We start from the raw sequence: 15977 nt of genomic DNA, 5'->3' as shown, positions 1-15977 counted from the left end.
CGAGGTTCCGGTATGCTGATGTTCATCCTGCGACGCCTGCTCAGCTCGATACCGACGCTGATTCTGGTTTCGCTGTTCGTCTTCACCCTGCAGAAGCTGCTGCCGGGTGACCCGGTGCTGGCCATGGCCGGGGAAGAACGCGATCCGGCGGTCATGGAATACCTGCGCGACAAGTACCGGCTCGATGACCCGATCCCGTTGCAGTACCTCAACTGGGTCGGCAGCGTATTGACCGGCGACCTGGGCACATCGCTGCGCACCGAGCAACCGGTGACCACGCTGCTGGCGTCGAAACTGCCGGTGACTATCGAACTGGCCGTGCTGGCCCTGCTGATTGCGCTGTTGATCGGCATTCCAACCGGGATCATTTCGGCGGTGCGCAAAGGCACCGCCGTGGATTACGGCGCCAACGTGGTGGCGCTGTCGGGTATTTCCATTCCGCACTTCTGGCTGGGCATTCTGCTGATCATGATCTTTGCAGTGAAACTGCAGTGGCTGCCCGCCTCCGGCTTCGTGCCTATGGGCGAGGATTTCGGGCAAAACCTGAAGACCTTGATTCTGCCAGCCTTCGTACTGGGTGCCGGGCTGTCGGGGATTCTCATGCGTCACACCCGCAGCGCCATGCTGGAAGTATTGCGCACTGACTACGTCCGCACCGCTCGTGCCAAAGGACTGTTCCCGCGCACGGTGATTCTCAAGCATGCGTTGCGCAACGCATTGATGCCGATCATCACCCTCACGACATTGCTGTTCGGCGAGTTGCTCGGCGGTGCGGTGCTGACCGAGCAGGTATTCAGCATTCCGGGGTTCGGCAAGATGATTGTCGACGCCGTATTCAACCGTGACTATGCCGTGGTGCAAGGCGTGGTGTTGTGTGTCGCGATTGGCTTCCTGATCTTGAACCTGCTGGCCGACGTGCTTTATCGCCTGATCAACCCACGCCTGAGGACTGCCTGATGACCGCTATCGCCAGACTGTCGCACAGCGCGATCCTGCCCCGCAGTCGCTCGCCTTTTCTGAAAAAATTCCTGGCCAACAAAGGCGCAGTGATTGGCGCGGCAGTGTTGTTGCTGTTTGTCCTCGCGGCCGTTCTGGTGCCCTGGATTGCGCCCCATGATCCGCTAAAGGCCAACTTTCTCGCCGTACGCAAAGCCCCCTCGCTGATCTATTGGCTGGGTACCGACGAACTGGGTCGCGATCTGTTTTCACGCTTGCTGTATGGCGCTCGGAGCTCGCTGCTGGCCGGTGGCGTATCGGTAGCCATCGCCATGCTCATCGGCGTGCCGCTGGGCCTGCTGGCCGGGTACTTTGGTGGCAAGCTGGACATGCTTATTTCACAGGTCATGGAAGCACTGTTGTCCTGTCCGTTTCTGGTGCTGGCCATCGCTTTGGGCGCCTTTCTCGGCCCAAGCCTGACCAACGCGATGATTGCCATCGGCCTGTCCGCCATGCCGATCTTTGCCCGCCTGACCCGCGGCCAGGTGCTGTCGATCAAGCACGAGGATTATCTGGAAGGTGCCCGCGCCATCGGTCTGCCGGATCGCTGGATCATCCTGCGTTACGTGCTGCCCAACGTGATGTCGCCGCTGGTGGTACAGGCAACGCTGACCATCGCCTCGGCAATTCTGGCCGAAGCCAGCCTGTCGTTCCTTGGCCTGGGCCAGCAACCGCCTTCGCCATCGTGGGGCTCGATGCTCAATACAGCGAAGAATTTCATGGAGCAGGCTCCGTGGATGTCGATCGCGCCAGGTGTGGCGATTTACATCACGGTCCTGTGTTTCAACCTGCTGGGTGACGGCCTGCGCGATGCGCTGGACCCCAAGGGCTAAACCTTTCGTCTTCTGCCAAGAGAAACGCTTATGTTCGATGATCTGGATTACAGCCAACCTTACGCTTCGGCGCGCTCGCCGGTAATGGGCAACAACATGGTCGCCTGCTCTCAGCCATTGGCCGCTCAGGCCGGGCTGGACATGCTGCGCCGTGGCGGTAATGCGGTCGACGCCGCTATCGCAGCAGCCATGGTGCTGACCGTGGTCGAGCCCACTGGTTGCGGGATTGGCAGCGACGCCTTCGCCATCGTCTGGGACGGCAGCACGCTGCAAGGTTTGAACGCTTCCGGCCGCGCGCCACAAGCCTGGACACCTGAATATTTCGAAGGCCATAGTCAGATGCCGCAACGCGGCTGGCCTGCGGTCAGCGTGCCGGGGGCAGTGTCGGCCTGGGTGGCGCTGTCCGAGCGTTACGGCAAGCTGCCCTTCGCTACCCTGGCTGAACCGGCGATTGGCTATGCCCGCGATGGTTATCAGGTAACGCCGATTATCGCCGAGCTGTGGAAACGCGGCTCGCACCTGCTCAAGGATCAACCGGGCTTTGCCGAATGCTTCATGCCGGGTGGCAAAGCCCCCTTGGCCGGAGAAAAAATCCAGCTCAAGGACCACGCTCGCACGCTGGAACTGATCGCCCGGACCAAAGGCGAAGCATTCTATCGCGGCGAACTGGCACAGGCGATTATCGCCCATGCCAACGCCAATGGCAGCGTGATGAGTCTCGACGATCTGGCGACGCACACCGTGGACTGGATCGATACGCTGTCGGTGCCATACGCGGGCGCTGTGGTTCACGAGCTCCCACCAAATGGCCAGGGCATTGCTACTCTTGCCGGCCTGACCATGCTTGAAGCGCTGGGCGTCGGCGAGCACCCGGTGGACAGCCTTGAGACGGTTCACCCGGTGCTGGAGGCGATGAAAATGGCCCTCGCCGACCTCGACGAACATGTGGCCGATAGCGAGCACATGCGCGTCCCTTCAGAGGATTTACTGAGTAAGGCCTACCTGATGGAGCGCGCGGGACTGGTCACTGATCAGGCCGCCAATCCCGGGCATGGCTCGCCAAAACCGGGCGGCACGGTGTACCTGTCAGCGGCGGATGAAAGCGGCATGATGATCTCGTTCATCCAGTCCAACTACATGGGCTTCGGCTCGGGCGTCGTTGTACCCGGCACCGGCATCAGCATGCAGAACCGTGGCGCAGGCTTTTCTCTGGACCCGCAGCACGTCAATTACGTTGCGCCGCGCAAGCGTCCGTTTCACACCATCATCCCTGGCTTTGTCATGAACTCAGACGGTACACCGCTTATGTCATTCGGGTTGATGGGCGGCCCGATGCAGGCGCAGGGCCACTTGCAGATGATGATGCGCATCCTGCGCTACAAGCAAAACCCGCAAGCCGCTGCCGATGCGCCGCGCTGGAGGATCGAAACCGGCTTGAAAGTCGCGGTGGAGCGTGCGTTTGACCCTGATGTGGTCAGCGCACTGCGTGCAAAGGGTCACGACATCGATGTCGAAGAGCCGAGCGGCGTATTTGCCTTTGGCGGTGCGCAGATTATCCAGCGCACGGCGCATGGCTATGTGGGCGGGACCGATCCAAGGAAGGATGGAGTGGTCGCGGCTTATTGACCAAAAGTACCGGCTCGGCCAGCGCAGCAGGGCATTGACGGGAGTATCAGTTTTTTTGTGTTCGGGCTGGTTAGGGCCTGCCGTCAGGCAGGCCCTTGTTTTACCAGCTCGGTCTGGTAAATCGGTCTCCGTACAGGATCGCAAATTGATTCATTGCCACTTTCCAGTCGTGTGCCGCATGACCCCAGTTGGCGGTGATGTTGCGCAACCCAAGCCATATCAGTTTCGTCGCAGCCTCATCGGTCGGGAAGTGCCCTCGAGTCTTGATGATCTTGCGTAACTGGGCATTGATGCTCTCGATGGCATTGGTCGTGTAAACCACTTTGCGAATGCCCGCCGGAAAAACAAAAAACGGTATAACCCGATCCCAGGCGCGACGCCATGCAGCAACTACAGTCGGATACTGCTTGCCCCAGGGGCCCGCTTCAAAGGCGTTAAGCTCTTGCTCAGCCACATCGGCATTGATCGCCTGGTAGATCGGCTTGAGTGCTTTGGCCAGTGCCCGACGTTTATCCCAAGCGGCATAGTCCAAGCTGTTGCGGATCAGATGCACGATGCAGGTTTGCAGCGTCGTGGCAGGAAAAACCGCCCCCAACGCCTCCGGTATTCCTTTGAGGCCATCCGTGACGGCGATCAGAACATCTTCAACGCCACGAGTCTTGAGGTCGTTGAACACCTTCATCCAAAACTTGGCACCCTCGGTGCTCTCGATCCATATACCCAGAATGTCGCGCGTGCCATCAGGTAATACCCCCAGCGCCAGATAAATAGCCTTGTTGCACACTAACCCCTCGTCCCGGATTTTGACCCGTAACGCATCGAAGAAGATCACCGGATACATCGGTTCCAAGGGTCGTTGCTGCCAAGCGCCCACCTCTTCCATGACCGCATCGGTGACTGAGCTGATGAAGTCATGGGACACGTCAGTTCCATACTGCTCAGATAGAAAAGCGCGGATCTCACGCACCGTCATGCCCCGGGCGTACATGGCAATTATCTTGTCGTCGAAGCCTGTAAAACGGCGTTCGTGCTTGGGAATCAGGATCGGGGCGAAGCTACCATCGCGGTCTCTGGGGATATCCAGGCGAAGCGGCCCGTCGTCGGTCAGAACCGTCTTGCTGCTTTTGCCATTGCGCTGATTGGTCGACTCCTCAGGGCGCTCCGCGCCCTGAGGATAACCAAGGTGGTGACCCAGCTCGGCGCCTAGCGCACGCTCGATCAGAGCCTTCTTGAACGCCATGGACGCGTCTTGAATGGCTTCGGCGCTCATCGGGCCTTTAACAAACTGCTCGATCAGCTCTTGGGGAATCGAGGGCAACTCCCTCGCTGTTGCATTGGCGGACTTCTTTTTGGTCGGCATACATGCACCTCTAGCTACATGTTATGCCCGAACACAAAATTTCTGACAGTCTCCATTGACTGTTTCAATCGGCTTCGCTGGCCTCGCCTCGCCACTCAAAAGATCGGACCTTTCCAGCGCACAGGCGTCCAAGCTTGAGATTGCCACTCATCTGACGCCCTACAGCGTTTCAACCCAGGAAAAGCCATGACCTTTTTGATCTTCCTTCTAGCCTGCAGCGCCGCCGCAGCAACCGGCATCATCTTCAAGCCAGGAGCCTGGTACGAATCCCTTCAGAAACCGAGCTTCACCCCACCAAACTGGGCATTTCCGGTAGTGTGGACCGTGATCTACCTGCTCCTCGCCTGGGCAGGGTATCGCCTGACTCTGCTCCCTGGCAGCCAGATCGTGCTTGCCCTGTGGGCTGCTCAGATTGCACTGAATACTTTGTGGACACCGGTATTTTTTGGTGCGAACCGCATTGTCGCTGCGATGGTGATTCTTGCTTTGCTGTGGATTGTTGTCGCCACAATGATCGTAATGGCCTTGCGACTGGACATCATTACAGGGCTGATTTTGTTTCCCTATCTGGTATGGCTCTCGGTGGCAGCGGCGCTGAACTTTTCCATTCTGCGCCACAATAGATAACCGTCCCGGCTTTGCCGTCTATTGGCTCTGCGGCGAAACCGCTACAGCGCGTAAAGGCGGCAATGCTCAAGGTAGCCCTGCTCGTGACTACCGACCAGTTGAACGACGCTCGACCATAGCCAGGAGGGGGCGTCCAGGGTATCGGATCGATTGGTTTGCAGGTCCCTGATCCACGCCGCACGTGTGGCCAGATCCATCTGTCTGGCGTGGGCTTTACCCACAACTTTGGCGAGATACGCTGCGGCCTGCATGGCCTCCTGCTCAGTGAGCTCATCAAGTTCCAGCTTCATGTCCTGAGGAAGTAGCTCACGAATGAAGAACGAATGATCCAGCATTCGCACGGCAACCATTCGGCTACCCAGACCGGGCGATAGGTTCCGGGCGCCCTCCACTACCCGTTTGCCATTGTCTCTGGGCATGCGCGCCCTCGCAGTACGTGGGGCCGCCGCGGCGACGGCTTCCTTGACGTCGAGCAGGCAGAACTCTTCATCTTCTTCATCGCCAACACCCATCAGCACCGCGTAGCGAAGCAGCCCCAGAGAGCTGCAGCCTTTTACCCAGTAGGCGGAGTCGAGTAAACGCACTCGGTCATCCTGTGACCTGCCTTTTAGCGATGTCACCAACGCATGAATCTCCGGCGTCTCACAAAGCGCCTTGATTGCATCGCGTTCCGCACGTGACAGCTGCCAGAAATGTTTGCCCAGCGGAATGGTCGGTTGCGTACCTTCGAAACGCTCCTTTGCCAGATGCTTCCATGTGCGTTGTACCGCGCTACGCATCCCCGCTTTCACTTGCGCAGGACGATCCGGCTCTTCATCGTCGTTGCCAATAAAAGCCTCTTCGTAGCCCTGCATCATCTCTTCCAGCATTCTTGCCGTGGTCACTCCGGGTAGATCCGAGCCACGAGCAGCTGTCGCCAACGACAGCCCCAGCCTCACCAGGTCATGGGCCGGATTACCGATGACGGCTTGATCGAGGTCGCGGATATGCATGTCGATGCGGCCGTTCGAATCCCCAGTGGGCCCCAGATTGCCGGCATGGCAGTCTCCGCATATCCAGACCGGCGGACCGCTGGGCAGACGCCTGCCCGACTGACTGTGAAGCCACTCATAGAACTGCGCGGTATTGCCTCGAACGAACGCGTGCGCAGACCGCGCCATTTTCAGATTGCGCAGGTTGATGAGGGATTTGAGGCGTGTGTCGGGACGAGGCGTTTTCATCGGAAAACCTTGAAGAGGGTTATTCCATTGACTCGTCATGTGACACGAATGTTTCAAGATATTTCAAATCTGATCAGTAGCACTGCATTCAGTGCTCAAGTCCTACTCAGACTCCCGCGCTACATTCCAGAACGCATTCAATCCGAATGTTTTGCCATGCACCTAAAGACAGCGTTGCCTGTTGATCAGCCAGTTGTCGTGAAAATCTCCTGTTTTTTATGCGGTCCGATGTTGGCGGAGTACTCGGTGGCGACAAGACCTCGGCTGAACGCGACATCTTTGAGCAACTGCCGGTTGGACAGGCTATTGCTGTCGTCTGCCAGGTAGGCTGGCAATGCTACCCATCTAGCGTCTTCGATTTCGGCAGTGTCCAGGATGTTGATACGCTGCGTCAGGGCCGTCATTCGGCAGATGAAGTGAATATTCGATTTGCCAAATTGGTAGGGATGTCTGGTGGTAAACGCCACGATGGATTCGCACTTCGATTCGATCCCGGTTTCCTCCAGCACCTCACGCTCGATCGAATCCTGAATTCGTTCGGCGTTGTCTACATGCGCTCCCGGCAGCTTGAACCCTTGGGTGCCTCGCTCCTTCACGACAAGGAGTTCCCCTGCGTCGTTAATCACGATGGCACCCGCCCCTACAGTATGGGTAGGTATGAACGGGACGAATGCCTGCTCAAATGGGCAGCGCACCAGGGTCAGTCGATCGGTCAGACAGCTATGGAAGGAGAACCCGGCAGCCGTGAAGATCGGAATGCTCTGGGCACTGCTTATAGGCAGTGTGACCCATGCCAGCGCCAGGCGCTCGTTTTCGATGAGGGTAACCAGCGCGTCGACAGCGTCACGCAACGCTTGCGGGTCATTTGGCAGTGAAGCTGGTTCGACAATGATCCCGTTGAATTTGTCCCGTGTGAATTCCAATGTACACCTTTGGATTGCTTTGTCTGCCGGGATTGTAGTGAGGCGGGAGCAGCTTTGCGAATGCTCGTGAAAACGGGCACCGCTACGCAGGGTTTGCCAAGCAGAACCCAGGTAGGAAAACGTGTCGGCGTGCCAGGTATTATCAGGCGTTAGCCCGAGTCACCGAGCCTGCGACGATAGCGGATTACACTGTTTTATCGAGGACTGTTTTATCGAGGTCTGCGAAACCATCTTTTTAGTGTCTCGTGGCCATCATCGATATAAGTAAAATAACGGGCACTACCAACAGGCTTAGTACGGTCGATGCCGATAGCCCGCCAATGACGACCACCGCCAATCGACGGTCAGCGCCGCCTTGCGATCACCCGCCCGACACGACACCTTTTCCGCCTTTGGGTATGCGTCTGCATAGGCCCTTCACCTTCACGTCATCCGTAAAACCGTTGCCGCCAGCGCCGATTACGTTTGCAGGCGCGCCCATTACTTGCGCGCATAAAAAAACCCGCCGAAGCGGGTTGTTTTTTCCATCAATACCATTCCGACATCCTGTCGGTAGCCATCCCGGCAATGGTGATCATCCGTGACCTGTGAAGCGCTTCCTGCGCTTGCAGTTGATGGGTGTAGATTGCTCCTTCGCCGTGGCGCCGTACAGAGTGGATCCACTCCAGATCGTGTAAGCCTTTTGCCATTTTCCGGATGATCCTGTGCCCTGCCCTCAGTTGCGCTCAAACTCGATCAATACCTTTCCTATATGCTTTGCCGCAGCAAAATAAGCGTAGGCTTGGGGGGCATCAGCGAATTTGAACGTCCTGGCAACAACGGTTTCAACCCCATTTGCCTCGATTGCGCGTATGAGGTCGACAAACATCGCGCGGCTACCATTGGCAATGCCCCTGATGGTTACATTTTTCAGGATGAGGGACAGGTAATCGGGAATCGGAGAGTGCTTCTCCGGGGTCACGCCAATGACCGCGATACGTCCGTTGACGGCAGCGGCTGCGATTGATTGCCCCAGGGTGTCCTGGCCTCCGGTTTCTAGGATGACGTCCGCACCGGTGTTATTGGTGAGCGCCATGACTTGCGCAGCCCAGTCAGGGTGTGTTCGGTAATTGATGGTAATGTCCGCGCCCAGCTGGCGGGCGATGTCCAGTTTTTCGTCACTTGACGAGGTAATTGCCACGCGCGCGCCGTGGAGCCTGGCGAGCTTCAAAGCGGCCAGCGCCACCCCGCCGGTTCCGAGACAAAGGACCAGCTCGCCCGGTTTGACTTTGCACACCTCCATCAGCGCGTTCCAGGCTAGCGCACCGCTTTTCAATGAGCTCCACGCAACAGTCCGTCTGGCTCGATCAACTGTCATCGCCCCTTGACGAACGATGTCCGCAAGCCCTTAGCCCTGAAACGCTCTGTGTTGTCCGCAGCGCAGACGGCTGCTACTTCAAACGCCAAATCCCCTCCACCCGATGCGCCAGACCGCGCTCGCCGAGCGACTCGATGTACTTCTTCATGCCTTTCTCACCGCGCTTTTGCAGCAACCGGGTGGTGCGCGGCAACAGGTTGGGGAACAGCATAGCCAGACTGGATGCCAAGGATTCGCTCGGTTTCGGTGTCCTTTCCAGGCAAGGCTTGTCGAGCATGAGTAACACCTGACGTGCGACGTCGTCCGGCGATTGTGGCGGTGCAATGAACTGTAAAGCGTTGCCGCCTTCGATCGCTTCCTTGCGCAGCATTTGGGTGTCTGTCGCGGTTGGCAGGATGGAACCGACCTTGATGCCCTTCTCGGCCAGATCCAGTCCGATCGAGAGCATTGCGCCGCGCAGGCCGAACTTGCTGGCGCAGTAGATCGGTGATTCGGGCGTGGGAAATACGCCCCCCAATGAAACAGTGGATATGACCCGGGCGTCGTTCGAGCGCTTGAGCAATGGAATGGCCAGACGAGTCAGGATCAGCGGTGCGACGAGATTGATGTTGAGCTCTCGACTGATGCTTTCCACCGAGCGTGTATCAAACGCTTCGACTACTGCAATGGCTGCATTGTTGATCAACACGTCAAGTCGGCCAAACTCTGACTCTATGTAGGTCATCAAGCCTGCCAGGCTTTCCTGGTTGGTCAGATCAACTACATAGGGAAAAGCATCTTCGCCGAGGCTTTCCGCCAACACGCGCAGCTGCTTTTCGTCGATGTCTGCCAGTATCAGTTGCATGCCCCTGCGGATCAGCTGGGCGCAGATCGCCTGGCCAATGCCGCCGGCCGCGCCGGTAATCAGGACCACCGTTTTCATAAGCACGTCTCCTGAATGGCGACCTTCTGTTGCAGTGGCGCAGGAATATAGCCAGTGCCTTTACGCAGGCTTTTGTAATAACCCTCTTCGACCGCAGGCCAGCCTTGGCTGTGAAACAGCTTGCGCAGGTATTTCTTGAGCGCATGCGCCTCCAGGTACACCTCGTGGCGTTGGGATTTGACGAACTTGATTCCCCCGGAAAGATCCGGGTCGTCCGTAGCAATCAACTGATCGAAATGACTGGCCTGGGTTTTCTGATGCAATTGGTCACGCAAGTAACAAGCGACAGCATGCGCCTCGCTATCAAACAGCTTATAGGCGCTCGAGTTCGTCTCGACGTACCCGATGCCGAACAGGTTGTGATGCTCACGACTGAAAATAGACAGGTACAACCGGGGCCGACCGCCCTGCCACTCGAAATACTTCGCGGCATAGGGGCAGCTCCATTTATACCCGGTGGCATACAGCACCAGATCGAGTGGCTCACGCGTGCCGTCTTTGAACACCACGTGCTGACCCTCGTAGTGGGACACGTCCGGCTTTACCTGAATATCGCCGTGCTGCAGGTAGTGCAGCAACTGGGTATTGAGCAACGGGTGGCTTTCAAAGAGCTTGTGGTCCGGCCTGGGCAAACCAAAGCGCCGGGTATCACCATTTATGACCCGTAAAATGGTCTGGAAAACCGGGCGAGCCAGCCACATCGGCAGTTGCGGTCCCTTTTCACCGAACTCATCAACCGGCATCCCGAACAGGTGCTTGGGAATGAGGTGGTAGCCGCGACGCATGCTGATAAAGGCTTTATCGGCATGTTTGGCCGCATCGCAGGCAATATCGGCACCGGAGTTATCCGCACCGATGACCATCACCCGCTTGCCCTTGAATTCGTCGGGGTTCTTGTACGTTACCGAGTGCCGAACGGTGCCCTCAAACTGACCTTTCACTTCAGGCATGTTAGGGTCCCAGTTACAGCCGGTGGCACACACTACCGCGCGATAGCGGCGTCGTTCACCGCTGGCCAGCGTGACTAGCCAGCGTCCATCCTGTTCTTTTTCAACGTCTTTGACTGCGGTGTTGAAACGGATCCTGTCGTACAGATCGAACGCCACCGCAAAAGAGCGAACGTACTCGAAAATCTGTCGATTGCTCGGGTAATCGGGAAAGTGCGCGGGCATGGGATAGTCGATAAACCCTGACTGATCGCGAGAGGAGATAAAGTGCGCCGATTGGTACATCGGGGTTCCGGGGTTATTGATATCCCATACGCCTCCCACTTCGCCGTGTCGCTCGAACTGCTCGTAATCGAGGCCCTGACGCTTGAGCGCCCTCGCCATACACAGCCCGCCCGGGCCGCTTCCGATAATGCACACCGCGTCGGCGCAATCGTGGATCTTGTTGTTCTCGTGGCTCACTTTGTATTCCTCGGGTTCAACAGCGAGAACCCTAATTTAGCCAAGGAGGCGCGGAGCATGCAGGGGGCCAATGGACGTAAAAGGGGGTGGTAACGGACTTGTTCGGCTGGCGGGTCGGATCAATGATTAATTTAACGATTCGAGGGGTGTTTCGGCTGTTTTTTCAGGCATGCTGTGATTCGATAAAACAATAAAACCTGTCTGTAAAAGGTCCGGATCAACATGAAGCTCATTGCTGACCCACTGTTCTCTGAAGCCTCGGCTCCGCCGCAGGTATCGCGCATGCTCCTGCAGTACGCGACCGAACGTGGCGTCGATGCCGAGTGGTTATGCCGTGGCCTGGGTTTTGCCCCTGATGACCTGAAAAAGCCCGGCTATCTTCTGTCGCATCGGCAAAGCAACCTGCTGGTACGCCGAACAATCACGGTGCTGGGTGATGACGGCTTGGGTCTGTCGGTCGGCGAGCGCCAGACAGCAGTGTCATGGGGCATTGTCGGGCTGGGTATGCAGGCCAGTCCCACGCTGGGTGAGGCGCTGGACCTGGCCATCCGTTACCAGAAGCATGCCGGTGCCCTGCTCCGCCATCGAATGGAGCTTCATGAAGGTCGCTGCCTGACCTACATGGTGCCGCAGTTCTTTGACCCTGACGTGATCAGTTTTTATCTGGAGGAGGCATTCGCCAGCGCGATGGCCATTGCGCGGCATCTGACTGGGCATCATGACATGCTCCCCAGCCGCATCGAGCTTGAATATCCAGAGCCTGCGCACCGGCAACGATACAGCGAAATATTCCGCTGCCCGGTGGTATTTGCCGGTGCTCACAATCTGATCGAATTCGATGCCCTGTGGCTGGACATTCCATTGTTGACGCGCGATGACTTCGTGGCTGCAGAAGTGGCAGAGTTGCTGGACAGTGCAAACTGGGAAGATAAAGGCACGTCAGATCTTGTCGAAACCGTTCAACGGGAAATACGCAAGCGTCTCTGCGCTCCGCCGTCACTCAATGACTTTGCGCAACAGCTCAATATCGGCGAACGCACCTTAAGGCGTCGTCTTGACGAGGCGGGACAGTCCTATCAGGGCGTCATCGACTCGCTACGCAGGACCCGAGCATTGTCACTCCTGAGTCACCGTGAAACGAAATTGATCGACGTGGCGACTGAAACCGGCTTCAGCGATATTCGTGATTTCCGTCGGGCGTTCAAACGCTGGACCGGGGTAACGCCCCGCGAAGCCAGATACGAAATTCAACAATTTCGAAAAGACATCCAGGGCCTGTCAACCTCCTGAGTTTTTGCGTACTCGCAAGAACATACGTGATCATCAAACGTCCGCTGCCGCCCCCTTTTGTGTCCGCTCAACCCCTGATCGTTCTGTGACCGGTTGTTTATCGTAGCTCTCTGCTCTCCATAAATAATCAAACAAGAGATGGGCCGTGATGACAGAACGAGTGCTTGTTACCGGGGGTGGCGGTTTTGTGGCCTGCCACTTGATTCAGCAACTGCTTGCCAGCGGCAATGTCGTCAATACCACCGTGCGCAACCTCACCAACAGGGCAAAAGTGCTTCCTCTGCTGACGTTGCAAAAGCAACATCCAGGCAAACTTTACCTGTTCGAAGCAGATCTTCTTGTAGACGGCGCGTTTGATGCGCCCATGCACGACTGCACGGTTGTCCATCATGTGGCGTCGCCCTTTCTGCTGCCTGAAAAAATAAAGGACGGCCGCCGGGAAATGCTTGAGCCTGCACTGCTGGGCACCCGGAACGTTCTGAGCAGTGTCGATAAAACGCCCAGCGTCCTTCGTGTCGTCATGACCTCCACCGTCGGGGCAATCTTTGGCGATTACATTGACGTTTTGCACATGAAGAACAAGACCCTTACCGAAGACTATTTCAATACCAGCAGCACGCTTGAAACCAACCCCTATCACTACGCCAAGGTCGAGGCCGAAAAAGAAGCATGGCGGATCTGCGAGAAGCAGACTCGCTGGAGCCTGGTCACTATCAATCCGGGCATGATTCTCGGCCCTTCTCTTACGCCGGCCTCGGACTCCGGAAGCCTGTTTCTTCTGGATGAGATGTTCCGCGGTTACTTCTTCTATGGCATGCCCGACCTGAGTCTGACTACCGTGGACGTCAGGGATGTAGCGGCAGCTCATATCATCGCAGCGAACAAGGTTGACGCTCAGGGGCGCTATATCCTTGCTGAACAACATATGATTTCTTTCGTGGAGATAGCTGGCATTGTGCGCCGTTTGCATCGACGCCCCTGGTTATTGCCGCGTTACCGCATTCCCGACGCTATTGTCAGGTTGATTGGTCCCTTCTTCGGACTCACTCAGGATTATCTGAGCAAGCACCTCGGCATTCGCTTTGTGGTGGATAACCAACGCAGCCTGAATGATCTGGGCATCAAATATCGATCCATCACGGAAACGCTGACAGATCATTACCGTTGCTGGGATATGCAGCGTCAGCTCAACAGCCAGGCGAATGAGAAGCATCGGTCGTGACATTCAAGTTGCTTCACTTCCCGTAACGGAATGGAACGTGCATAGACCTCGCTTATCAGGTTTCACCCGAGGTCTCCCTATGCGCCATCTCGATACCGATTGCCTAGCTGCTTTTGTTGCTGTCATCGATTGCGGCGGGTTCACCACTGCCGGTGAGCGTATCGGCAAGACCCAGGCAGCTGTCAGCCTGATGCTGGGCCGGCTGGAATCCCGGGTCGGGCGCAAGCTGTTGGAGCGGTCACGCCGTGGCGTTACGCTGACGGAGCATGGTGAACGGCTGATCGGCTACGCCAGGCGTATCCAGATGCTCGAAGACGAGGCGCTTGCCGCGCTCGATTGCGGGCAGGAAGCCACTCGCGTTCGTATAGGCATGCCGGATGACTATCTTGAGTCGCTGGGCTGCGAGCTCATGCAGGCATTCACCCTGCGCCATCCGCATCTGCAGGTAGAAATCATCTGTGATTTTTCTTCTCGCCTCGAGTCCATGATTACCGAAGGTAGCATCGACCTAGCGATCATCACCCGCTCCGGCACCAAGGTGCAGGGTGAGTTACTTAGGTGCGAACCGATGTTGTGGTGCGCAGCGCCGGGGCATTTTCCCGAGCAACAGAAGGTTTTGCCATTGTCGTTATTTACCGAAAGCTGCCGGGCGCGTCCGCAGATCATTGAGGCGCTGGATATGTTGGGGACGCCCTGGCGGGTGGTCAGTTCTTCATCTCATCTGCCGGGCGTCATGCATTCGGTTCGGCTGGGCACCTCGGTGACGGTATTGCCCGCTTCAGTTGTTCCATCTGGCTGGCGCATCCTGAAATCCGAGCAGTTGCCCCGGCTGCCAAGCATCGAACTGGAGCTGCTGGTGCCCGAACATGCCCTGTTGAACACCCGCCGCCTGGCGCATTTCGTCCGTGATTGCTTTCAGGCCGAAAGCCGTTCTGAAAGCGAGTCTCAAAGCGAAGCGATGGCAGCCTTGTAACCTTCAAGCACCGCTTGCAGCGCTTTTTCCTGATGCGCAAAGGTCAGATAAGTTCGGCCAAAGGCAAACGGCATGCTCATGACCCGTTCACGGCGCAGCGCTTTGTGCAGCGCAAGCGTCCACTCGCTGTCGGCCACATGCGCCGCGTCGGCGTAGGTTCTGGGTGGCGTCGCCGAGGGCCATAACGTGAACACTGACCCGTAACCCGTACTGCTCACGGCCATGCCTTTGCTGGCAAAGGCTGCGACCAGTTGGGCGCGCAGCTGGTCACCGCGTGTCAGCAGTGCGGCATAGTTGGCGGTCGCCAGTTGCTTGAGGGTCGCTAGTACTGCAGCGCACGCTGGCGGCGCTCCACTGTAGGTGCCGGCGCGTACGATTTTTCCCTGCTCGAAAAGACGCATGTATTCGGGTTTGCCAACCAGAGCGGCGACCGGAATACCACTGCCGATCGCCTTGCCGACCGTGGCCAGATCAGGCTCGGCACCCAGCAGCGTGCCGGTCAGCCCTGGACACAGGCGCAACCCCATCAACACTTCATCCAGGATAACCAGTGCGCCATTGCGGTGAGCCAGATCGCTGAGGTGCTTTAAATAGCCCGGCGCAGGCTCGATGCAGCCTGCGTTGGCCAACACGGGTTCCACCACCAGGGCTGCGATGTCGCTGTAATCGCGAAACAGTTGTTCGGCATCCTCAAAATCGTTGTAGCGCAACAGCAGCATGCCATCACGTTCAGGCCGGGTTGTGCCGCTCATCAAGGCCGAGGCCTGCCCCGCATTGCCAAAGGCTACCGAGTCGTACCAGCCGTCATAGCCGGCAGCGAACTTTACAATGCGCTGGCGACCCGTTGCCACGCGCGCGGTGCGGCAGGCCAGGTGCACGGCTTCGCTGCCGGTGTTGAGGAAGATCACCTGGCTGAGATCGCCGGTGAATGTCGCCAATGCGGCAGCAGCGGCCTCCTCGTCCGCGTGGGCAAAGGAAGGCATCGGGCCGTTGAGCATTGCTGCACTGGCCGCTGCCATGACCTCCATCTGAGCATGGCCCAGCATGGTTGCACCAAAACCCATTGCGGTATCCACGTAGCGCACACCCTTGCTGTCCCACAGCCATGGCCCATTGGAGCGTGCGACATTGAAAGCCTGGCCGTCGATTTCGGGCAAAGCGCGGCCGCCGCTGGAAATTCCACCGATCAAATGTTTCATCTTTATTCTCAGGAAATGGG

14 protein-coding genes are annotated in these 15977 nt (G+C 57.6%); 7 read left to right on the top strand and 7 right to left on the bottom strand.

Annotated features, from left to right (window positions below; translation table 11 throughout):
• The first annotated feature begins 12 nt into the window (after positions 1-12).
• The 3 genes from FFH21_RS14770 to FFH21_RS14760 are packed head-to-tail and all read left to right on the top strand — an operon-like array spanning position 13 to position 3455.
• The gene (locus tag FFH21_RS14770; RefSeq protein WP_004665418.1) at positions 13-957 is read left to right on the top strand and encodes an ABC transporter permease; all 945 of its coding nucleotides are present in this window, start codon (positions 13-15) and stop codon (positions 955-957) included.
• Positions 957-1829: an ABC transporter permease gene (locus tag FFH21_RS14765; protein WP_011168780.1), complete on the top strand. Its 873-nt coding sequence runs from the start codon at positions 957-959 to the stop codon at positions 1827-1829. The genes FFH21_RS14770 and FFH21_RS14765 overlap by 1 nt, the downstream gene beginning before the upstream one ends.
• A gap of 30 nt (positions 1830-1859) precedes the next feature.
• Entirely contained in the window at positions 1860-3455 is a 1596-nt protein-coding gene (locus FFH21_RS14760) for a gamma-glutamyltransferase family protein (protein ID WP_011168779.1), read from the top strand.
• 100 nt (positions 3456-3555) lie between these two features.
• On the opposite strand, the gene FFH21_RS14750 is transcribed toward FFH21_RS14760, so the two are convergent.
• The gene (locus FFH21_RS14750; protein WP_004666928.1) at positions 3556-4815 is read right to left on the bottom strand and encodes an IS256-like element ISPsy17 family transposase; all 1260 of its coding nucleotides are present in this window, start codon (positions 4813-4815) and stop codon (positions 3556-3558) included.
• 186 nt (positions 4816-5001) lie between these two features.
• On the opposite strand from FFH21_RS14750, the gene FFH21_RS14745 reads away from it, so the two are divergent.
• Positions 5002-5442, top strand: coding sequence for a TspO/MBR family protein (locus FFH21_RS14745; RefSeq protein ID WP_004665414.1), 441 nt, complete (start codon positions 5002-5004; stop codon positions 5440-5442).
• A gap of 41 nt (positions 5443-5483) precedes the next feature.
• Here the strand turns inward: FFH21_RS14745 and FFH21_RS14740 are convergent, their stop codons facing one another.
• The 5 genes from FFH21_RS14740 to FFH21_RS14720 all read right to left on the bottom strand — a co-directional run bounded on the left by FFH21_RS14740 (position 5484) and on the right by FFH21_RS14720 (position 11231).
• Positions 5484-6662: a DUF2252 domain-containing protein gene (locus FFH21_RS14740; RefSeq protein WP_019740988.1), complete on the bottom strand. Its 1179-nt coding sequence runs from the start codon at positions 6660-6662 to the stop codon at positions 5484-5486.
• 185 nt (positions 6663-6847) lie between these two features.
• Positions 6848-7585, bottom strand: coding sequence for an NUDIX domain-containing protein (locus tag FFH21_RS14735; protein WP_011168777.1), 738 nt, complete (start codon positions 7583-7585; stop codon positions 6848-6850).
• A 715-nt stretch (positions 7586-8300) separates the two neighbouring features.
• Positions 8301-8867 carry an NAD(P)-dependent alcohol dehydrogenase gene (locus FFH21_RS14730; protein WP_019740990.1) on the bottom strand — a complete coding sequence of 189 codons (567 nt, stop codon included), beginning with the start codon at positions 8865-8867 and terminating at the stop codon, positions 8301-8303.
• Between the two features lie 148 nt (positions 8868-9015).
• Positions 9016-9864: an SDR family oxidoreductase gene (locus tag FFH21_RS14725; RefSeq protein ID WP_011168775.1), complete on the bottom strand. Its 849-nt coding sequence runs from the start codon at positions 9862-9864 to the stop codon at positions 9016-9018.
• Complete coding sequence (locus tag FFH21_RS14720) at positions 9861-11231, bottom strand: NAD(P)/FAD-dependent oxidoreductase (RefSeq protein WP_011168774.1); 1371 nt, start codon at positions 11229-11231, stop codon at positions 9861-9863. The genes FFH21_RS14725 and FFH21_RS14720 overlap by 4 nt, the downstream gene beginning before the upstream one ends.
• A gap of 264 nt (positions 11232-11495) precedes the next feature.
• Between FFH21_RS14720 and FFH21_RS14715 the strand changes: the two genes are divergently transcribed.
• The 3 genes from FFH21_RS14715 (at position 11496) to FFH21_RS14705 (ending at position 14758) form a co-directional block, all read left to right on the top strand.
• Positions 11496-12563: an AraC family transcriptional regulator gene (locus FFH21_RS14715; protein WP_011168773.1), complete on the top strand. Its 1068-nt coding sequence runs from the start codon at positions 11496-11498 to the stop codon at positions 12561-12563.
• A 148-nt stretch (positions 12564-12711) separates the two neighbouring features.
• Positions 12712-13785, top strand: coding sequence for an NAD-dependent epimerase/dehydratase family protein (locus tag FFH21_RS14710; protein WP_011168772.1), 1074 nt, complete (start codon positions 12712-12714; stop codon positions 13783-13785).
• A gap of 79 nt (positions 13786-13864) precedes the next feature.
• Positions 13865-14758, top strand: a complete 894-nt coding sequence (locus FFH21_RS14705; protein WP_011168771.1) for a LysR substrate-binding domain-containing protein — start codon at positions 13865-13867, stop codon at positions 14756-14758.
• Here the strand turns inward: FFH21_RS14705 and FFH21_RS14700 are convergent.
• The gene (locus tag FFH21_RS14700) at positions 14731-15957 is read right to left on the bottom strand and encodes an aminotransferase class III-fold pyridoxal phosphate-dependent enzyme (protein WP_004665403.1); all 1227 of its coding nucleotides are present in this window, start codon (positions 15955-15957) and stop codon (positions 14731-14733) included. The two genes, FFH21_RS14705 and FFH21_RS14700, sit on opposite strands and share 28 nt — an antisense overlap.
• Positions 15958-15977: the final 20 nt, after the last annotated feature.

The sequence above is a fragment of the Pseudomonas sp. KBS0707 genome (assembly GCF_005937945.2).
Classification (GTDB): domain Bacteria; phylum Pseudomonadota; class Gammaproteobacteria; order Pseudomonadales; family Pseudomonadaceae; genus Aquipseudomonas; species Aquipseudomonas amygdali.
This window is presented reverse-complemented; position numbering and strand designations above follow the sequence as displayed.